General features: G+C 60.9%; 16 protein-coding genes. 9 read left to right on the forward strand and 7 right to left on the reverse strand.

Going from position 1 to position 16,588, the window contains the following annotated elements; translation table 11 throughout:
• Positions 1 to 111 precede the first annotated feature (111 nt).
• From AC19YS_RS00080 to antA, 4 genes are all read right to left on the reverse strand, one after another.
• Complete coding sequence (locus AC19YS_RS00080; RefSeq protein WP_200623777.1) at positions 112 to 1,515, reverse strand: amino acid permease; 1,404 nt, start codon at positions 1,513 to 1,515, stop codon at positions 112 to 114.
• Positions 1,516 to 1,587: 72 nt separating this feature from the next.
• Positions 1,588 to 2,595: an anthranilate 1,2-dioxygenase electron transfer component AntC gene (antC, locus tag AC19YS_RS00085; protein WP_179609818.1), complete on the reverse strand. Its 1,008-nt coding sequence runs from the start codon at positions 2,593 to 2,595 to the stop codon at positions 1,588 to 1,590.
• 243 nt (positions 2,596 to 2,838) lie between these two features.
• Positions 2,839 to 3,330: an anthranilate 1,2-dioxygenase small subunit gene (antB, locus tag AC19YS_RS00090; protein WP_124418464.1), complete on the reverse strand. Its 492-nt coding sequence runs from the start codon at positions 3,328 to 3,330 to the stop codon at positions 2,839 to 2,841.
• Positions 3,330 to 4,721 carry an anthranilate 1,2-dioxygenase large subunit gene (gene antA / locus AC19YS_RS00095; RefSeq protein WP_500600573.1) on the reverse strand — a complete coding sequence of 464 codons (1,392 nt, stop codon included), beginning with the start codon at positions 4,719 to 4,721 and terminating at the stop codon, positions 3,330 to 3,332. Before antA ends, antB begins: the two co-directional genes overlap by 1 nt.
• Positions 4,722 to 5,061: 340 nt before the next feature.
• Between antA and AC19YS_RS00100 the strand changes: the two genes are divergently transcribed.
• On the forward strand, positions 5,062 to 6,054 hold the full coding sequence (locus AC19YS_RS00100) for an AraC family transcriptional regulator (protein WP_106578182.1): 993 nt from the start codon (positions 5,062 to 5,064) through the stop codon (positions 6,052 to 6,054).
• A gap of 133 nt (positions 6,055 to 6,187) precedes the next feature.
• On the opposite strand, the gene AC19YS_RS00105 is transcribed toward AC19YS_RS00100, so the two are convergent.
• Positions 6,188 to 7,063: a LysR family transcriptional regulator gene (locus AC19YS_RS00105; protein WP_119736683.1), complete on the reverse strand. Its 876-nt coding sequence runs from the start codon at positions 7,061 to 7,063 to the stop codon at positions 6,188 to 6,190.
• Positions 7,064 to 7,177: 114 nt separating this feature from the next.
• Here AC19YS_RS00105 and AC19YS_RS00110 point away from each other — a divergent pair, with 114 nt between their 5' ends.
• From AC19YS_RS00110 to catA, 3 genes are read left to right on the forward strand one after another with little or no spacing between them, the layout of a single operon-like run.
• On the forward strand, positions 7,178 to 8,305 hold the full coding sequence (locus AC19YS_RS00110) for a muconate cycloisomerase family protein (RefSeq protein WP_500600575.1): 1,128 nt from the start codon (positions 7,178 to 7,180) through the stop codon (positions 8,303 to 8,305).
• A gap of 12 nt (positions 8,306 to 8,317) precedes the next feature.
• Positions 8,318 to 8,608, forward strand: coding sequence for a muconolactone Delta-isomerase (gene catC, locus AC19YS_RS00115; RefSeq protein ID WP_106578185.1), 291 nt, complete (start codon positions 8,318 to 8,320; stop codon positions 8,606 to 8,608).
• A 41-nt stretch (positions 8,609 to 8,649) separates the two neighbouring features.
• The gene (catA, locus tag AC19YS_RS00120) at positions 8,650 to 9,579 is read left to right on the forward strand and encodes a catechol 1,2-dioxygenase (protein ID WP_124418461.1); all 930 of its coding nucleotides are present in this window, start codon (positions 8,650 to 8,652) and stop codon (positions 9,577 to 9,579) included.
• A gap of 121 nt (positions 9,580 to 9,700) precedes the next feature.
• On the opposite strand, the gene AC19YS_RS00125 is transcribed toward catA, so the two are convergent.
• Positions 9,701 to 10,174: an Lrp/AsnC family transcriptional regulator gene (locus tag AC19YS_RS00125; RefSeq protein ID WP_500600577.1), complete on the reverse strand. Its 474-nt coding sequence runs from the start codon at positions 10,172 to 10,174 to the stop codon at positions 9,701 to 9,703.
• Between the two features lie 143 nt (positions 10,175 to 10,317).
• Here AC19YS_RS00125 and kynU point away from each other — a divergent pair, with 143 nt between their 5' ends.
• Positions 10,318 to 11,568, forward strand: a complete 1,251-nt coding sequence (kynU, locus tag AC19YS_RS00130; protein WP_500600579.1) for a kynureninase — start codon at positions 10,318 to 10,320, stop codon at positions 11,566 to 11,568.
• Between the two features lie 163 nt (positions 11,569 to 11,731).
• Positions 11,732 to 13,138 (forward strand): amino acid permease, encoded by a 1,407-nt coding sequence (locus tag AC19YS_RS00135; protein WP_500600580.1) that lies wholly within the window; start codon positions 11,732 to 11,734, stop codon positions 13,136 to 13,138.
• On the opposite strand, the gene AC19YS_RS00140 is transcribed toward AC19YS_RS00135, so the two are convergent.
• A complete protein-coding gene (locus tag AC19YS_RS00140; protein ID WP_106578189.1) occupies positions 13,084 to 13,974 on the reverse strand; it encodes a LysR family transcriptional regulator in 891 nt (296 codons plus the stop codon). The two genes, AC19YS_RS00135 and AC19YS_RS00140, sit on opposite strands and share 55 nt — an antisense overlap.
• A 183-nt stretch (positions 13,975 to 14,157) precedes the next feature.
• Here AC19YS_RS00140 and AC19YS_RS00145 point away from each other — a divergent pair, with 183 nt between their 5' ends.
• The 3 genes from AC19YS_RS00145 to AC19YS_RS00155 all read left to right on the forward strand — a co-directional run bounded on the left by AC19YS_RS00145 (position 14,158) and on the right by AC19YS_RS00155 (position 16,564).
• A complete protein-coding gene (locus AC19YS_RS00145) occupies positions 14,158 to 14,922 on the forward strand; it encodes a sulfite exporter TauE/SafE family protein (RefSeq protein ID WP_500600583.1) in 765 nt (254 codons plus the stop codon).
• Positions 14,923 to 15,045: 123 nt separating this feature from the next.
• Positions 15,046 to 15,636, forward strand: coding sequence for an NADPH:quinone oxidoreductase MdaB (gene mdaB / locus AC19YS_RS00150; RefSeq protein ID WP_179609808.1), 591 nt, complete (start codon positions 15,046 to 15,048; stop codon positions 15,634 to 15,636).
• Between the two features lie 31 nt (positions 15,637 to 15,667).
• Positions 15,668 to 16,564, forward strand: a complete 897-nt coding sequence (locus AC19YS_RS00155) for a LysR substrate-binding domain-containing protein (RefSeq protein ID WP_500600584.1) — start codon at positions 15,668 to 15,670, stop codon at positions 16,562 to 16,564.
• Positions 16,565 to 16,588: the final 24 nt, after the last annotated feature.

Raw genomic sequence — 16,588 nt, forward strand, 5'->3', positions numbered from 1 at the left:
GAGCAATCCAATCAAGTGTGGGAGGGGGCTTGCCCCCGATGGCAGCGTGTCAGCCACCGCATCCGGTGTCTGACTCACCGCCATCGCGGGCAAGCCCGGCTCCCACAGGGATCAATGTGCATTCACCACAGCGCTACCCTTTTTGACCCGCATCCGGTAGGCCATGTAGATAATCCCCACCCAAACCGGCATCGCATACACCGACTCACGAATGCCATCGATCGCCAGCATCACGCTGACAATCATCGCCATGAACGCCAGGCACAGGTAGTTGCTGAACGGGAACCAGAAGGTCTTGAACGACGGCGTCACGCCTTGCTCGCCCATGGCCTTGCGGAACTTGATGTGAGTGATGCTGATCAGCGCCCAGTTGATCATCAGCGAGGCAACCACCAGTGCGAACAACAACTCCAGGGCGCTCTTGGGCGCGACGTAGTTGACCACCACGCACAGCATCGTCACCAGTGCCGAAATCGCCAGGGCGCGCAGCGGCACGCCTTGCTTGTTCAGCTTCATCAGCGCTTTGGGCGCATCGCCTTGCTCGGCCAGGCCGAACAGCATGCGGCTGTTGCAGTACACGCCGCTGTTGTACACCGACAGCGCCGCGGTCAGCACCACGAAGTTGAGGATGTGCGCGGCGGTGTCGTTACCGATCAGCGAGAAGATCTGCACAAACGGGCTACCGCTGTAGGGATCGCCCGACGCGCCGAGGGTTTGCAGCAGTTGGTCCCACGGGTACAGCGACAGCAGCACGGTCAGTGCGCCGACGTAGAAAATCAGAATCCGGTAGACCACCTGGTTGATGGCTTTGGGGATCACTTTGCGCGGCTCGCTGGCCTCGGCAGCGGTGATGCCCACCAGCTCCAGGCCACCAAACGAGAACATGATAAAGGCCATCGACATCAGCAGCCCCATGCCGCCATTGGGGAAGAACCCGCCGTGGCTCCACAGGTTGCTCACCGCGGCTTGCGGGCCGCCGGTGCCGCTGAACAGCAGGTAGCAGCCGAGCACGATCATGCCGACAATCGCGACTACCTTGATGATCGCGAACCAGAATTCGGCTTCACCGAAGAACTTCACGTTCAGCGTGTTGATCAGGTTGACCGCCACAAAGAACACCAGCGCGCTGACCCAGGTCGGAATTTCCGGCCACCAGAACTGGATGTACTTGCCCACGGCGGTCAGTTCGGCCATGCCCACCAGCACGTAGAGCACCCAGTAGTTCCAGCCCGCCAGGAAGCCTGCGTAGCCGCCCCAGTATTTGTGGGCGAAGTGGCTGAAGGAGCCGGCCACCGGCTCTTCGACGATCATCTCGCCGAGCTGGCGCATGATCAGGAACGCGATGAAACCGGCAATCGCGTACCCCAGGATCATCGACGGGCCCGCCGACTTGAGCACCCCGGCCGAGCCGAGGAACAACCCCGTGCCAATCGCCCCTCCCAAGGCAATCAGCTGAATATGCCGGTTCTTCAGGCCACGCTTGAGGCCTACCGGGTTAACCATGTCATCCGCCATTAACATTCCCTTCTACTTGTTTTTCTCAGGGTTGATTGCACGCCGCACCCGCCCCTCAAAAGTACTGAGGGGTCAGATATTACTCTGCGTAAACTTTTCGTAATACAGCTGAACGCCAACAAGTGCCTGATCCAGCAGCCATTGTTGGATGGATTCGACCATCGGAGGGGGGCCGCACACGTACATATCCGCCGATTGGTCCCGCAATTCGGCCAGGTCGAAATGCTCGGTGAGGTAACCGCGCTTGCCGGGCCACTCGGGCGATGGGTCACTCAGCACTTGGGTGTATCGAAACCCCGGGATTTTCGACGCGTAGGCTTCAATGCGTGTTGCTTCGCACAAGTCCTCGGCGCCCCGTACGCCGTAGTACAGGTGCACCGGCTGCTCGCAACCGTTGGCCGCCAGCTCATCGAGCATGCCCAGCAACGCCGACAACCCGGTGCCGCCCGCCACCAGCACCAGCGGTTGGGTGACATGCCGCAGGTAAAACGCGCCCAACGGTGCTTCCATCAACACTTCATCACCGACCTGGCAGCGCTCGCGCAGGTAGTTGCTCATGACGCCATCGGGCAGCAGGCGCACCAGAAACTGCAGCAGGTTACCCGGTCGGTTGGCGAAGGAGTACGAGCGCCAGCTGTCGGTGCCGGGCACCGACAGGCGAGCGTATTGGCCGGGCAGGAAGTCCAGCGGCGCCTCCAACTGCACGTGCAATATGGCCGTGCTGGCCGAGACCAACTGCACCGCACTCACCAATCCACGCACCTGCACCGGCCCCGGCGCATTGCACAGGCTCGAATCGAAATCGAAGTAAAACGTTGCATCGGATTTAACCCGCGTCTGGCAGCTGAGCATTTTACGTTGCTGCAGGTCGAGGCTGGAAAGCGCTTCCTCGTCGACATAATCCTGGCTGTAGTCGCCCGACTCGCAACGGCCCTGGCAGGTGCCGCACACACCTTCACGGCAATCCAGCGGGATCTTGATGCCGTTGCGCAAGGCCGCGTCCAGCAGGATTTCGTTGGCGCCCACCGGGAAAAACAGGGTTTTGCCGTCGGCAAAGCTGAAGGCCACTTTGTGATTCATCCGCATAACTCCGCGTATCTGATTGGATGGCTGACGAGTGAGCTTTTGTGGCGAGCGGCCTGTTGTGGCGAGCGGACTTGCCCCGCGTTGGGCTGCGAAGCGGCCTCAATAAGGTCACCGCATTTGTGCAGTCAAACCGCAGTGGCTGGGCCAGGGGCCGCTTCGCGCCCCAACGCGGGGCAAGCCCGCTCGCCACGACAAGCCTTCTCGCCACAACCGGCCCGGTCGCCACGCCAGGCATGGTCAAAGGTGATAAAAATCCAGCACCGAATTGATGGTGTCGTTGAGCAGCAGGGCGTGCTTGCGGGTGATCAGCCAGCTGTCGCCGTGGGCTTTCAGGCTGTAGGTGGCGCTGCCATAGAACTGCTCCGACATGGCCAGCCGATAGAACAGCGTGTGCCAGTTCAACTTCACTTCCAACAGCCCGCCGGGTTGCTCGGCAATCCGCACGTTATTGATCAGGTGCAAAGTGCGCGGCATTGGCGTGGCCGACGCCGCCTTGCCGGTGCGCAGGCGGAACACGCGGTCTTCCAGGCCCGAACGGTTGGCGTAATAGATCAACGACATCTCGCGCTTGGGGTCGCGGGTGTAGACGTGTTCCGAGTCCCATTGCGGCAGGTGAAACTCACTCTGCGGGTCGAACAACTGCACATAAGCGTCCCAGTCCTGGGCGTCGCACAACTCGGATTTACGGTAGAAAAACTGCTCGATCTGGTACTGCAATTGCGCATTCATCACTTCACCTCCCGCAGCTTCAGCGCGTGTTGGTCCAGGCCGTTGAGCAGGAAGTACTGCCAGTTGCGGTGCTGGTTGACGTACAGGCCTTCGTGGGTGAACTCGGTGCCGGTCATCGCCGGTTGGATGCCGATGGCTTCGCTGTTCGGCGTAGGCCCGGTCTCCCAGCGATGGCTGCCGCGTGAGATATCGCTCCAGCGTTCCAGGCGGCCCTGGAAACCGCGCTGGGCTTCGCGAAATTCCACCAGGTCATCGGGTGTGCCCATGCCCGACACGTTGAAGAAATCCTCGAACTGGCGGATGCGGTTTTCGCGATCTGCATCCGACTCGTTTTTCACCCCCAGGCACTGACTGATAATTTCGGTCTTGTTCCACGCCACCGGGCGAATAATCCGCAGCTGCGAGCTGATCTGGTCGAGGAAGAACAGGCTCGGGTAGATGTTCAGGTTGCGCAGGCGGTGCATCATCCACTCGGCCTTTTGCTGCCCGTGTTCTTCCACCAGGCGGGGCATGATGGTGGCGTAACCGGAGCGCACGCTCGGGTTGGGCATGTCGCTGAACAACAGGCTGTGGCCGTTGTTGAAGGCGAACCAGCCGTCATCGGTGTTCGCATCGCCCGCGCCGAGCTTGCTGTAGTCCAGCGTGCTGGCACAGCCGCTGCCGTTTTCGGTGTTCACCTGCTGACGATGCTGCACCGTGGCCACGTAGTTGTAGTGCACGGTGCTGACGTGATAACCGTCCAGGCCGTTTTCGTTCTGCAGTTTCCAGTTGCCGTCGTAGGTGTAGGCGGATTTGCCCGGCAGCACTTCCAGCTCACCGGTAGCGGACTGCGCGACCATCATGTCGAAGAACACTTTGGCGTCGCCGAGGAAGTCCTCCAGGCTGTCGCTGCCATTCACGTCCAGGCTGATAAACACAAAGCCCTTGTAGCTTTCGATGCGGGCTTTCTTCAGGCCGCGCGTGGCTTTGTCGAAGCCTTCCGGGTATTCCCCCGGCGCCTTGACCTTCACCAGCCGGCCATCGCTCTTGTAGCACCAGGCATGGAACGGGCAAGTAAAGGTGGATTGATTGCCTTTGCCGACGCGCGTCAGCGTGGTGCCGCGATGCTGGCAGGCGTTGATCAGCGCATTCAGTTGGCCCTCGCCATCGCGGGTGATGATCATCGGCTGGCGCCCGGCGCGCATCGTCACGAAGTCGTGGTTATGGGCCAGTTCGCTTTCGTGGCAGGCGTAGATCCAGTTTTTTTCGAAGATCAGTTCCATCTCCAGGTCGAACAGTTCCGGCTCGGTGAACATGTCCCGGGCGATGCGGAACACGGCGTCCGCCGGGCGAAAATCCAGGCAGCTTTCGATAAACGTTTTCCACTGCTCGACGTTTTTTGCACCACTCATGGGAGGCACCTTTTTTTGATAGGGGCTAATCGGTGGTTCATTAGAGGCAGCGCGGCAGGGTGCGGGCTATCCGCTTAATGGGCAGAGATGGGCCATATAGTTGGGCCGCATAGTTGGCGCGCGTCATTGGGCAGCAAATACCCAGTTCGGTGCAGCGAGGTGACGCGATGCGCTACTGTCATACCAAGGGAAAGTCGCAAAAACCTGCGGCTTATCCACATAGTCGATCGTTGCTATCCACCCCGTTGCATTACGGCGCGCGTGGCGTAGAACTTGCTGTCGATTGTCAACGACGCGCCGCCAGAGCGCGCAACCGCCTAACCGCCGTGGGTGCACCCTGATGAGTAGCCATACACGCGAAATCCATATTCAACGCTTCGACCTCGAAGGCGCCTGCAGCTGGATGTCCGGCATTTGTGGGCCGCACCGCCTGGCGACGTCGACGCCCGAGCGCCTGCGCTTTCACCACAGCGCCAATGTGTTCAAGTCCCGCGCTACCACCTTGGGCGTGATCGAGTACGGCACGGACGTGACCATCGGCATCGAAGACGCCGAGCACTTCAGCAGCTACAGCCTGAGCCTGCCATTGGTGGGCGAGCAGGAATTGAGCAAGAACGGCGAGCGGCTGAGTTCCAATCGCGACCAGGGCGTGATCCTGTCGCCCAACGAGCATCAGGTGCTGGCAATCTCCGGCGATTGCCGCAAGTTGCAGGTGGTGATCACCCGCGCGGCGATGAGTGAATCCCTGGAAGGTTTGCTGCAACGGCCAATTGAGGCACCGCTGCGCTTTGAGTCGGTGATGGACGCGGTGGAGGGGGCTTCAGCGTCGTGGTGGCGCATGGCGCGGTATTTCATTGCCGAGCTTGAGCGCAGCAGCGAGTTGTATGAGCAGGCGGCGTTTACGCGTGACTTGGAAAGCTCGTTGATCAAAGGCTTGATCCTTGCCCAGCCGAATAACTATTCAGAAGAGCTGCGCGACGTGCTGGGCGTGAAGCTGCCGCATTACCTGATTCGTGCCCGGCAGTACATCCACGACAACGCCCGCGAAGCGGTGCATCTGGAAGACCTGGAAGCGGCTGCGGGCGTGTCGCGGTTCAAGCTGTTTGATGCCTTTCGCAAGTACTTTGCGCTGTCGCCCATGGCGTACTTGAAGAAGTACCGGCTGGGCGCTGTGCGCCAGGAAATCCTTGAGCAGGGCTCTACTCGGACCATTTCCGAGATTGCCCTGGGTTGGGGCTTTACCCATTTAGGGCGGTTTTCGGCGGAGTACCGCAAGCTGTTTGATGAATCGCCTAGCCAGACCCTGCAGCGCAAGCGCCTGCGCAGTCTGTAAACCTTATGAAGATCAAACGGTGGGAGCGGGCTTGCTCGCGAATACGGTGTGTCAGTCAATGCATGTGCCGGCTGACCTACCGCATTCGCGAGCAAGCCCGCTCCCACAGGGGATTTGTGGTGTGCGGGCGCTCTCAGATCAACTCTTCCACCAACTGCAAACAATGACTGAGCCCCGGCGACTGGTCATTCACCCGCCGGCTGAGAATGATCGGCGAGGTCGCGGTGGTTTCCACAATCGGCGTGTAGCCGATATCCGCGCGGTGCAGCACCTGCACCGAGGCCGGCACCAGCGTCACGCCCATGCCAGCACCGACCAGGCCGATGGCGGTCTGCAATTCGTTGGTCCACTGCGCCACCTTGAGGCTCAGCCCGTGGGCGTCGAACAGCGCAATCACATGGTCGGCATAGCTGGGGCGCGGGTTGCCGGGGTAAAGCACAAATGGCTCGGCGGCCAATTGGGCGAGGGTCGCGGGCGCACCCAGCAGCGGATGGCCGGCGGGCAGTACGGCGACCAGTCGATCCTCCACCAGCACACGCTGGACGATGGCCGGGTCGTCGATGCGAATGCGCCCGAAGCCCACGTCAATGCGGCCGGCTTTCAGCGCTTCGACCTGCTGCAAGGTGGTCATCTCCGACAAACCCAATTCCAGCTCCAGCACCGCGTGGTTGCGCAGCCGCCGAATCAACTCTGGCAGCACGCCATACAAGGTCGACGGTGCAAAGCCAATGCCCAGCCAGGTCTTTTCGCCCTGGCCAATGCGGCGCGTGGTGTCGCACACCTTGCCCAGTTGCTCGAGCAGCACATTGGCGTGTTCATAGAAAAACCGCCCGGCTGCGGTCAGCCGCAGCGGTCGGCCACGCTCGAGCAGAATTACCCCCAGTTCGTCTTCCAATTGCTGGATCTGCCGACTCAGCGGCGGCTGGGCGATGTGCAGGCGTTCGGCGGCGCGGGTGAAGTTCAGCGTTTCACCCAGCACCTGGAAATAGCGCAGATGACGCAGTTCCATGGCGGCTCCTTTCATACCTTGAGGGTATTGTGCGAGACCCATTCTATATTGGAAGCCGCGAAAAATAGGGCACAGAATCGGCTCAAACCTATAAAGAACCCCACGGGTATAGCCATGCCGATTTGCGCCATCGAGTCGATTGAAACGGTCATCGTCGACCTCCCCACCCTGCGCCCGCACAAGCTGGCCATGCACACGATGCAAAACCAGACGCTGGTGATCATCCGCCTGCGCTGCGCCGACGGCATCGAGGGCATCGGTGAGGCCACCACCATCGGCGGCCTGAGCTACGGCAACGAAAGCCCTGACAGCATCAAGGTCAACATCGACCGCCATTTCGCGCCGCTGTTGATTGGCCAGGACGCGAGCAATATCAATGCGGCGATGTTGCGCCTGGAGCGCAGCATTCGTGGCAACACCTTTGCCAAGTCCGGCATCGAAAGCGCGTTGCTCGATGCGCTGGGCAAACGGCTTGACTTGCCCGTCAGCGAGCTGCTCGGTGGGCGGGTGCGGGATGCCTTGCCGGTGGCCTGGACCCTGGCCAGCGGCAACACCGAAAAAGACATTGCCGAAGCGGAAAAGATGCTCGACCTGCGCCGTCACCGCATCTTCAAATTGAAGATCGGCGCCGGTGAGGTTGGCCGCGACCTGGCCCACGTGATCGCGATCAAAAAAGCCCTGGGCGAGCGCGCCAGTGTGCGCGTTGACGTCAACCAGGCGTGGGACGAAGCCGTGGCCCTGCGTGCGTGCAAGGTGCTCGGCGACAACGGCATCGACCTGATCGAACAACCGATTTCGCGCAACAACCGCAGCGGCATGGCTCGGCTGAATCTATCGAGCCCGGTGCCGATCATGGCCGACGAGTCCATCGAGTGCGTGGAGGATGCCTTCAACCTGGCCCGCGAAGGCGCAGCCTCGGTGTTCGCGCTGAAGATCGCCAAGAACGGCGGCCCGCGCGCCGTGTTGCGCACCGCCGCCATCGCCGAAGCCGCCGGTATTGGCCTGTACGGCGGCACCATGCTTGAAGGCGGCATCGGCACCCTGGCCTCGGCGCATGCCTTCCTGACCTTGAACAAGCTGGCGTGGGACACCGAACTGTTCGGCCCGCTGCTGCTTACCGAAGACATCCTCACCGAGCCGCCGGTGTACCGCGATTTTGCGCTGCATGTTTCCACTGCACCGGGCCTTGGCCTGGCTATCGATGAAGAGCGTCTGGCGTTCTTCCGTCGTGACAACCACTAAGAGGCGCCTGCCATGTTGTTCCACGTAAAAATGACCGTGAACCTGCCCCTGGACATGAACCCTGAGCGCGCGGCTGGCCTGAAAGCCGAAGAAAAAGCCCTGGCGCAGCGCCTGCAGCAAGAGGGCAAATGGCGCCACCTGTGGCGCATCGCCGGGCATTACGCCAACTACAGCGTGTTCGACGTCGGCAGTGTGCAAGAGCTGCACGACCTGCTGATGCAGCTGCCGCTTTTTCCTTACATGGCCATCGAAGTGAATGCCTTGTGCCGCCACCCTTCGTCGATCCATGAGGACGACCGCTGAGCCTGTTTTGCACCCAATAATGACAAGATGAGGATTGCACCATGTCCATCCGACTTTCCCAGACTGCCCACGCCCAAGCGTTTCTCGAAGAAGCCAGCGGCAACCACAATGACGCTGGCAACCCGCGCGCCAAGGCGCTGATTTACCGGATCCTGCGCGACACGGTGAACATCATCGAAGACCTGGAAGTGACCCCGCAAGAGTTCTGGAAGGCGGTCAACTACCTCAACGAGCTGGGCAAACATCAGGAAGCCGGTTTACTCGCTGCCGGCTTGGGCCTGGAGCATTACCTGGATTTGCTGATGGACGCCGCCGACGAAGAAGCCGGCAAATCCGGCGGCACGCCGCGCACCATCGAAGGCCCGCTGTATGTGGCCGGGGCGCCGCTGAGCCAATACGAGGCGCGGTTGGACGATGGCAAGGACGACGCGGTGCCGCTGTTTATGCGCGGGCAAGTGCGCGGCACCGACGGCAAGCCATTGGCGGGTGCCATTGTGGATGTGTGGCAGGCCAATACCGGTGGCACCTATTCGTGGTTTGACCCGACGCAGTCGGAGTTCAACCTGCGCCGGCGCATCGAGACCGATGCCCAGGGCAACTACCGTTTTCGCAGCATCGTGCCATCCGGCTACGGCTGCCCGCCGACCGGGCCGACTCAGCAGCTGCTCGACCAACTGGGTCGCCATGGGCAGCGGCCGGCGCACATTCACTTCTTTATCTCGGCGCCGGGGCATCGGCATTTGACCACGCAGATCAACCTGTCGGACGACCCGTACCTGCACGATGACTTTGCCTATGCGACACGCGATGAATTGATTGCTGAGATTCGCTTCAGTGACGATCAACAACTGGCGCGGGAATTTGGGGTGCAAGGGCGCTTTGCGCAGATTGATTTTGACTTTGAGCTGCAACGGGCTGATGCGCCGGTAGAGCAAAAACGCATGCAACGCGTGCGCGCCCTCGAAGACTAAACACGGTTAAAAAATGTGGGAGCTGGCTTGCCTGCGATGGCATCAACTCGGTGTAACTGTTGCACCGAGGTGTCTGCATCGCAGGCAAGCCAGCTCCCACATTTGAATGGAGGCGTTGCGGCTATTTGCGCAGGACCAAGCCCAACACTTCATCCCGATCCTTGATCTTCTGCAACACAATCTCCGAGCGAATATCCATCACCCCTGCCGTGCGGTTCAGGTGGTTCACAATAAAGTCCGAAAAGTGCTTCAAATTCCGCGCCTGCACCCGCAGCACATAATTGCTCGCGCCGGTAATCACGTACGCGCTGGCCACCTCCGGCCAGCCTTGCACCTTTTTGATGAACGTCTCGTGCCAATCCTCCACGTCCTGGCGCAAGGACAGGTGCACGATGGCTTCCAGCTCGATTCCCAGCTGCTCGGCATTCAGCACCGCGCGGTAGCCGCTGATGATTCCCTCGCTCTCCAGCAGGCGCAAACGGCGCAGGCAGGCGGAGGGCGACAGGGCGACTTTTTCGGCCAGTTCCTGGTTGCTGATGCGGCCATCCTGTTGCAGAAAATGCAGGAGGCGCAGGTCGGTGGCGTCGAGAATCATGCTTAGAATAAATCCGCGTGTTTTGGGGTTAAATTCGAATTTCCTACAGCTTAATTAGCCTGTTACCCACCACTTTGCACGAAAATTCTCTAAAGCTTCGTTCATTATTTGCTGCATCTTCACTATAAAAACCAGGACAGCCCATGACCACCCGAAGCCACTGCCAAGCCCTCGACGCTCAGGACCCGTTGGCGCCACTGCGTCGTCAGTTCGCCTTGCCTGAGGGCGTGATCTACCTCGACGGCAACTCCCTCGGCGCGCGGCCGGTGGCGGCGTTGGCGCGGGCGCAGCAGGTGATCGCCCAAGAGTGGGGCAATGGCTTGATTCGCAGCTGGAACAGCGCCGGCTGGGCAGATCTGTCCCAGCGCCTGGGCAACCGCCTGGCGCCCTTGATTGGCGCGCGCGACGGCGAAGTGGTGATCACCGATACCACCTCCATCAACCTGTTCAAGGTCCTCAGCGCCGCGTTGAGCGTGCAGCGCCAACGCCAGCCGGGCCGTAAGGTGATCGTCAGCGAGGCGAGCAACTTTCCCACCGACCTGTACATCGCCGAAGGCCTGGCCGAGTTGCTGCAGCAGGGTTATTCGTTGCGACTGGTGAACAGCCCCGATGAACTGCCGCAGGCTATCGACCAGGACGTGGCGGTGGTGATGCTCACCCACGTCAACTACAAAACCGGCTACATGTACGACATGCAGGCGCTCACCGCCTTGAGCCACGAATGTGGCGCGCTGAGCATTTGGGACCTGGCGCATTCGGCGGGCGCGGTGCCCATCGACCTGCACAAGGCGCGGGCCGATTATGCGATTGGCTGCACCTACAAATACCTCAATGGCGGGCCGGGTTCCCAAGCGTTTGTGTGGGTCAATCCAGCGCTGGTGGATCTGGTGCGCCAGCCGTTGTCGGGCTGGTTCGGGCATACCCGGCAGTTTGCGATGGAAGCTCAATACGCGCCGAGCGCCGGCATTGCGCGCTATCTGTGCGGCACGCAGCCGATCACTTCGCTGGCCATGGTCGAATGCGGCCTGGAGATTTTTGCCCAGACCGACATGGCCAGCCTGCGGACTAAATCCCTGGCGTTGACCGACCTGTTTATCGCGCTGGTCGAAGCCCGCTGCGCCGCCCACGGCCTGGTGTTGATTACCCCGCGCGAGCACGCCAGGCGCGGCAGCCATGTGAGCTTCGAGCACCCTGAAGGTTACGCGGTGATCCAGGCGCTGATCGCCCGGGGCGTGATTGGTGATTACCGCGAGCCGCGCATCATGCGTTTTGGTTTTACGCCGTTGTACACAAGCTTCACCGAGGTATGGGATGCCGTGGAGATCCTCGGCGAAATCCTCGATAACGGCACCTGGGACCAGCCGCAGTTCAAGGTTCGCAACAGCGTCACCTGATTCACGCCGATTAAAAATGTGGGAGCGGGCTTGCTCGCGAAAGCGGTGGATCAGCCAGCACGTGTAGTGACTGGCACTGCGCATTCGCGAGCAAGCCCGCTCCCACAGTGGATCTGCGTCTATATCCAAACTGTGCAATCACAATAATAAAGGGGCACACCACGTGACCACACCCGACAACGGTTTTGCAGAGATCACCCATCGCGAACTGGGCCTGAGGCGCCAGCTCACTTCCGGCCAGATGAGCATGATCGCCATCGGTGGCGCCATCGGCACCGGACTGTTCATGGGCAGCGCCTATGCGATCGGCTATGCCGGGCCCAGCGTGCTGGTGAGCTACGCTATCGGCGCGCTGATCACCTTGCTGTTGATGGGCTGCCTGGGGGAAATGACGGTGGCGCATTCCACCTCGGGCTCATTCGGCGCGTACGCTGAGTTTTATATCAGCCCGCTGGCCGGGTTTCTGGTGCGTTACGCCTACTGGGCGGCGATTGTGCTGGCGGTGGGCGCCGAGGTCACGGCGGTGGCGATGTACATGAAGTACTGGTTCGCCAACGTGCCGGAGTGGGTGTGGATTGTGTCGTTTTCCAGTGTGCTGATCCTGCTCAATGCCATCAGCGTGAAGACCTTCGGCAATTTCGAATACTGGTTTTCGACGATCAAGATCAGCGCCATCGTCGGCTTCATCATCCTGGCGGTGTACGTGGTGTTCGGCTCCGGCAACCCGCAGTACGGCGTGCAGAACTACACCGCCCACGACGGCTTTTTCCCGCATGGCTTGAGCGGCATGTGGATCGCGGTGATCGTGTCGATCTTCAGTTACCTGAGCGTGGAGATGATCGCGGTGGCCGCCGGTGAAGCCGCCGACCCGGAACAGGCAGTGAAGAAAGCCTTTCGCGCGACCATCGTGCGGCTGGTGGTGTTCTACCTGCTGACCCTGGCGCTGATGCTGGCCATCGTGCCGTGGAACCAGGCCGGTCAGACCCAGAGCCCGTTCGTCACGGTGATGCAGACCATCGGCATTCCCGGCGCCACCGGGGTGATGAATTTTGTGATTCTGATCGCCGCGCTGTCGGCGATGAACAGCCAGCTCTACATCACCACGCGCATGATGTTCAGCTTGTCGCGGGCAGGCTTTGCGCCCAGGTCGATGGGTGCCCTGAGCAAGAGTGGCATTCCGCTGAACGCCTTGCTGCTGTCCAGTTCCGGCATTGCCCTGGCGACCTTGCTGAACGTGGTGTACCCGCAAAGCTCGTTCACACTGATGATGGCGATCTCAATGTTTGGCGCGATCTTCACTTGGTTCATGATCTTCCTCACGCACCTGTTTTTCCGCCGCTACCGCAAGCGCCATGGCGGGGCGAAGCTGTCGTTCCAACTGCGCCTGTTTCCCTACAGCACGCTGTTGGGCCTGGTGCTGATGGGGGCGGTGATGATCACCACGTATTTCACCGAGGCGTTCAAGATGACGCTGGTGTTTGGCGTGCCGTTCCTGCTGATGCTGTCGGCGGTGTATTACGGGTTTTTCCGCAAGGGCAGGGCGAGGGCATCGAACAAAGCCTTGGCGTAACCGGGCAATTGTTCGAAGGAGCGCGCGCATAACAGCAGCGTGCGGCGGGCCCACTCTTCGTGCAGCGGTTGGGCTTTGAAGCGGCGCTGCAGCGGCCAGCGCTCCAGTGCCGCTTGGGGCACGATGCCCAGGCCAGCGCCGCCCGCGACCATGCGAATCAACCCATCAAAACCATCGGCGCGGATACGGGTTTGCAGGCGAAAGCCGGCGTGCAGCGCCTGTTCCTCCAAATACACCGCCAGCGCGCTGTTGGCGGCCAGGCCGACGTAGTCGTATTGCAGGCTGTCGATGAAACTCGCCGTCGTCAGCGGATGGTCGAGGGGCATGATCAGTACCAGCGGGTCGTCGCGAAAGGGCAGGGTTTGCAGGCCGTGGGTGTCCACTGCGTCGGAAATGATGCCCAAATCCGCGGTGCCCTGACGCAGGGCTTGGGTGATGCGCAGGCTCGGCAGTTCTTGCAGGTCGATATCGAGATTGGGGTGTTCGCGCAGAAAATCGGCAAGCAATTCGGGCAGGTATTCACTCAGGGCGGTGGTGTTGCACAGCAGGCGCACCTGGCCTTTGACGCCATTGGCGTATTCGGCGAGGTCTTGTTGCAGGTGTTCGGCTTGTTGCAGCAGCAAGCGCGCGTGGCGGGCCAGCGCTTTGCCCGCTGGCGTCGGTGTGACGCCACGGCGGCCGCGCTCAAGAAATTCGATGCCCAACGACGCTTCCATCGCACGGATGCGCGCACTGGCGGCAGCCAGGGATAAATGGCTGCGCGCCGCGCCGGCGGTGATGTTGCCGGTGTCGAGAATGTGCAGGTAGAGGCGCAGGTCGATCAGGTCAAAGTGCATGGCTGAAGCTCTTCGGTGACTGGGCTGGCGCCTTCGCGAGCAAGCCCGCTCCCACAGTTGAAACGCATTCCAAAGGTGGGAGCGGGCTTGCTCGCGAAGAGGCCTTCAGCCTCACAAAAAACAAGAGGCTGCCTCAGTATATGGCGAATTTGCGACCTCATCGAAATACACCACAATCCTGGCATGACTACTTTCATGGCGTTCTACCAAAACCTCGGCCCCGCCCTGACCCTATTGGTCATCGGCACTTTCCTGCTAGCGGGCACCGTCAAAGGCGTCATCGGCCTGGGCCTGCCTACCGTGGCCATGGGCATGCTCGGCCTGGCTATGCTTCCGGCGCAGGCTGCAGCATTGCTGATTATTCCGTCGACGGTCACCAACCTGTGGCAACTGGTATTCGGCGGCCACTTGAGCGCGTTGCTCAAACGCCTGTGGCCGATGCTGCTGCTGATTTTCCTCGGCACCGGGCTCGGCACGCTGTGGCTGGGCATGGACGGCGGCCATTGGGTCGTTCGCGCGTTGGGTGGCGCGTTGCTGGTGTATGCGTTGAGTGGGTTGTTCCTGCCCACGTTCAAGGTGCAGCCTCACACCGAGCGCTGGCTGGGACCTCTGTGCGGGCTGATCACCGGCATCATCACCTCGGCCACCGGCGTGTTCGTGATTCCCGCCGTGCCGTATCTGCAAGCCTTGGGCTTGAACCGTGATCAGTTGGTGCAGGCGCTGGGGCTGTCGTTCACCGTTTCCACGTTGGCGCTGGCGGCGGGGCTGGCATGGCGTGGCACCCTCGGCGGCGGCGAAATGAATGCCTCCATACTGGCCCTGCTGCCTGCGCTGTTGGGCATGTGGTTGGGCCAGGCACTGCGTCAGCGCATCAGTGCGGTGCTGTTCAAACGGGTATTTTTTATCGGCATGGCGCTGCTGGGCGGCCATTTGCTGATCAGTGGTTGAAGCAAGAGTACGGCGTTATTCGTGCGTTTTGATCAAATGTATTTTGCCGCACCGCCGCTTATTCCGAGGGTTGAATGTCGATAGCCTGCCGGCAGACATTTCTAACCCTTTGGATTCGCTCCCATGAAAAAAGTACTCCTGCTCAACGGCGGCAAGAAATTCGCCCATTCCGACGGCCGCTATAACGCAACCCTGCATGAAGCCGCCGTGGCGGTGCTGGACCGCGGCGGGATCGACGTCAAAGTCACCCACATCGACGAAGGCTACGACGTGGCCGAAGAAGTGGCCAAATTCCTCTGGGCCGATGTGATCATTTACCAGATGCCCGGCTGGTGGATGGGCGCGCCGTGGATCGTCAAAAAGTACATCGACGAAGTCTTCACCGAAGGCCACGGCAGCCTCTACGCTAGCGATGGCCGCACCCGTTCCGACTCGTCACAAAAGTACGGCAGCGGCGGCCTGATCCAGGGCAAGCAGTACATGTTGTCGCTGACCTGGAACGCGCCGCAGCAAGCCTTCGACGACCCGACCGATTTCTTCGAAGCCAAGGGCGTGGACGCGGTGTACTTCCCGTTCCACAAAGCCAACGAGTTCCTCGGCATGACCGGCCTGCCGACCTTTCTGTGCGTGGACGTGATGAAACGCCCAGCCATCGAGGCGGATGTGGCGCGCTACGAGCAGCATCTGGCGCAGGTGTTTAACCTGTCGGTGTAAGCTGCTACCCACCGATCAAGAAGGACAGCCTGTGAAAGCCCGATCCGATGAGTTACAGATCTTCGTCAGCGTGATTGAGTGCGGTTCGATTTCCGCCGCGGCGGAGCAGGTTGGGCAGACGCCGTCGGCGGTCAGCCGCACCCTGTCGCGCCTGGAAGCCAAGCTCGACACCACGCTGATCAACCGCACCACGCGGCGCATGGACCTGACCGAAGAGGGTAAGTACTTCTTCGAGCAGGCCAAGGTGATCCTGGCGCAGATGGATGATCTGGAAGAGCGCCTGTCGTCACGCCAGAAAAACCCGGCCGGGCGGCTGCGCATCAATGCCGCCGTGCCCTTCATGCTGCACGGGATCGTGCCTTACATCGCCGAATTTCGCAGCCTCTACCCGGAAATCCAGCTGGAGCTGAACAGCGATGACTTGATCATCGACCTGCTGGAACAGAGCACCGACATTGCCATCCGTATCGGCGCCCTGGCCGATTCCACGCTGCACGCGCGCTCACTGGGCTGCACGCCGCTGCATATTCTTGCCAGCCCCGACTACCTCAAGCAGTTCGGCACGCCGACCACGGTGGCCGAGTTGGCGGACCATACGTTGCTGGGTTTTACCCAGACCGAAACCCTTAATCATTGGCCGCTACGCCATGTTGAGGGCGACCGTTGGCTGATCCAGCCGAGTGTCGCCGCCTCCAGTGGCGAGACCCTGCGCCAGTTGGCACTGGAAGGGCAGGGCATTTGTTGCCTGTCGAACTTCATGACCGTCGAAGACATCAACGCTGGACGCCTGGTGCCGGTGCTGGAGGCGTTCAACAGTGGCTATCGACAGCCGATTCATGCGGTGTTCTACCGCAACTCGCAGTTGGCGTTGCGCATCCAGTGCTTCCTGGACTTCATTCAGACCAAGCTGGCGCGGTATGCCTGCTGATTCGTGACCTGTGCGCAAGATTGA

The sequence above is a fragment of the Pseudomonas sp. MF08831 genome (assembly GCF_059862645.1).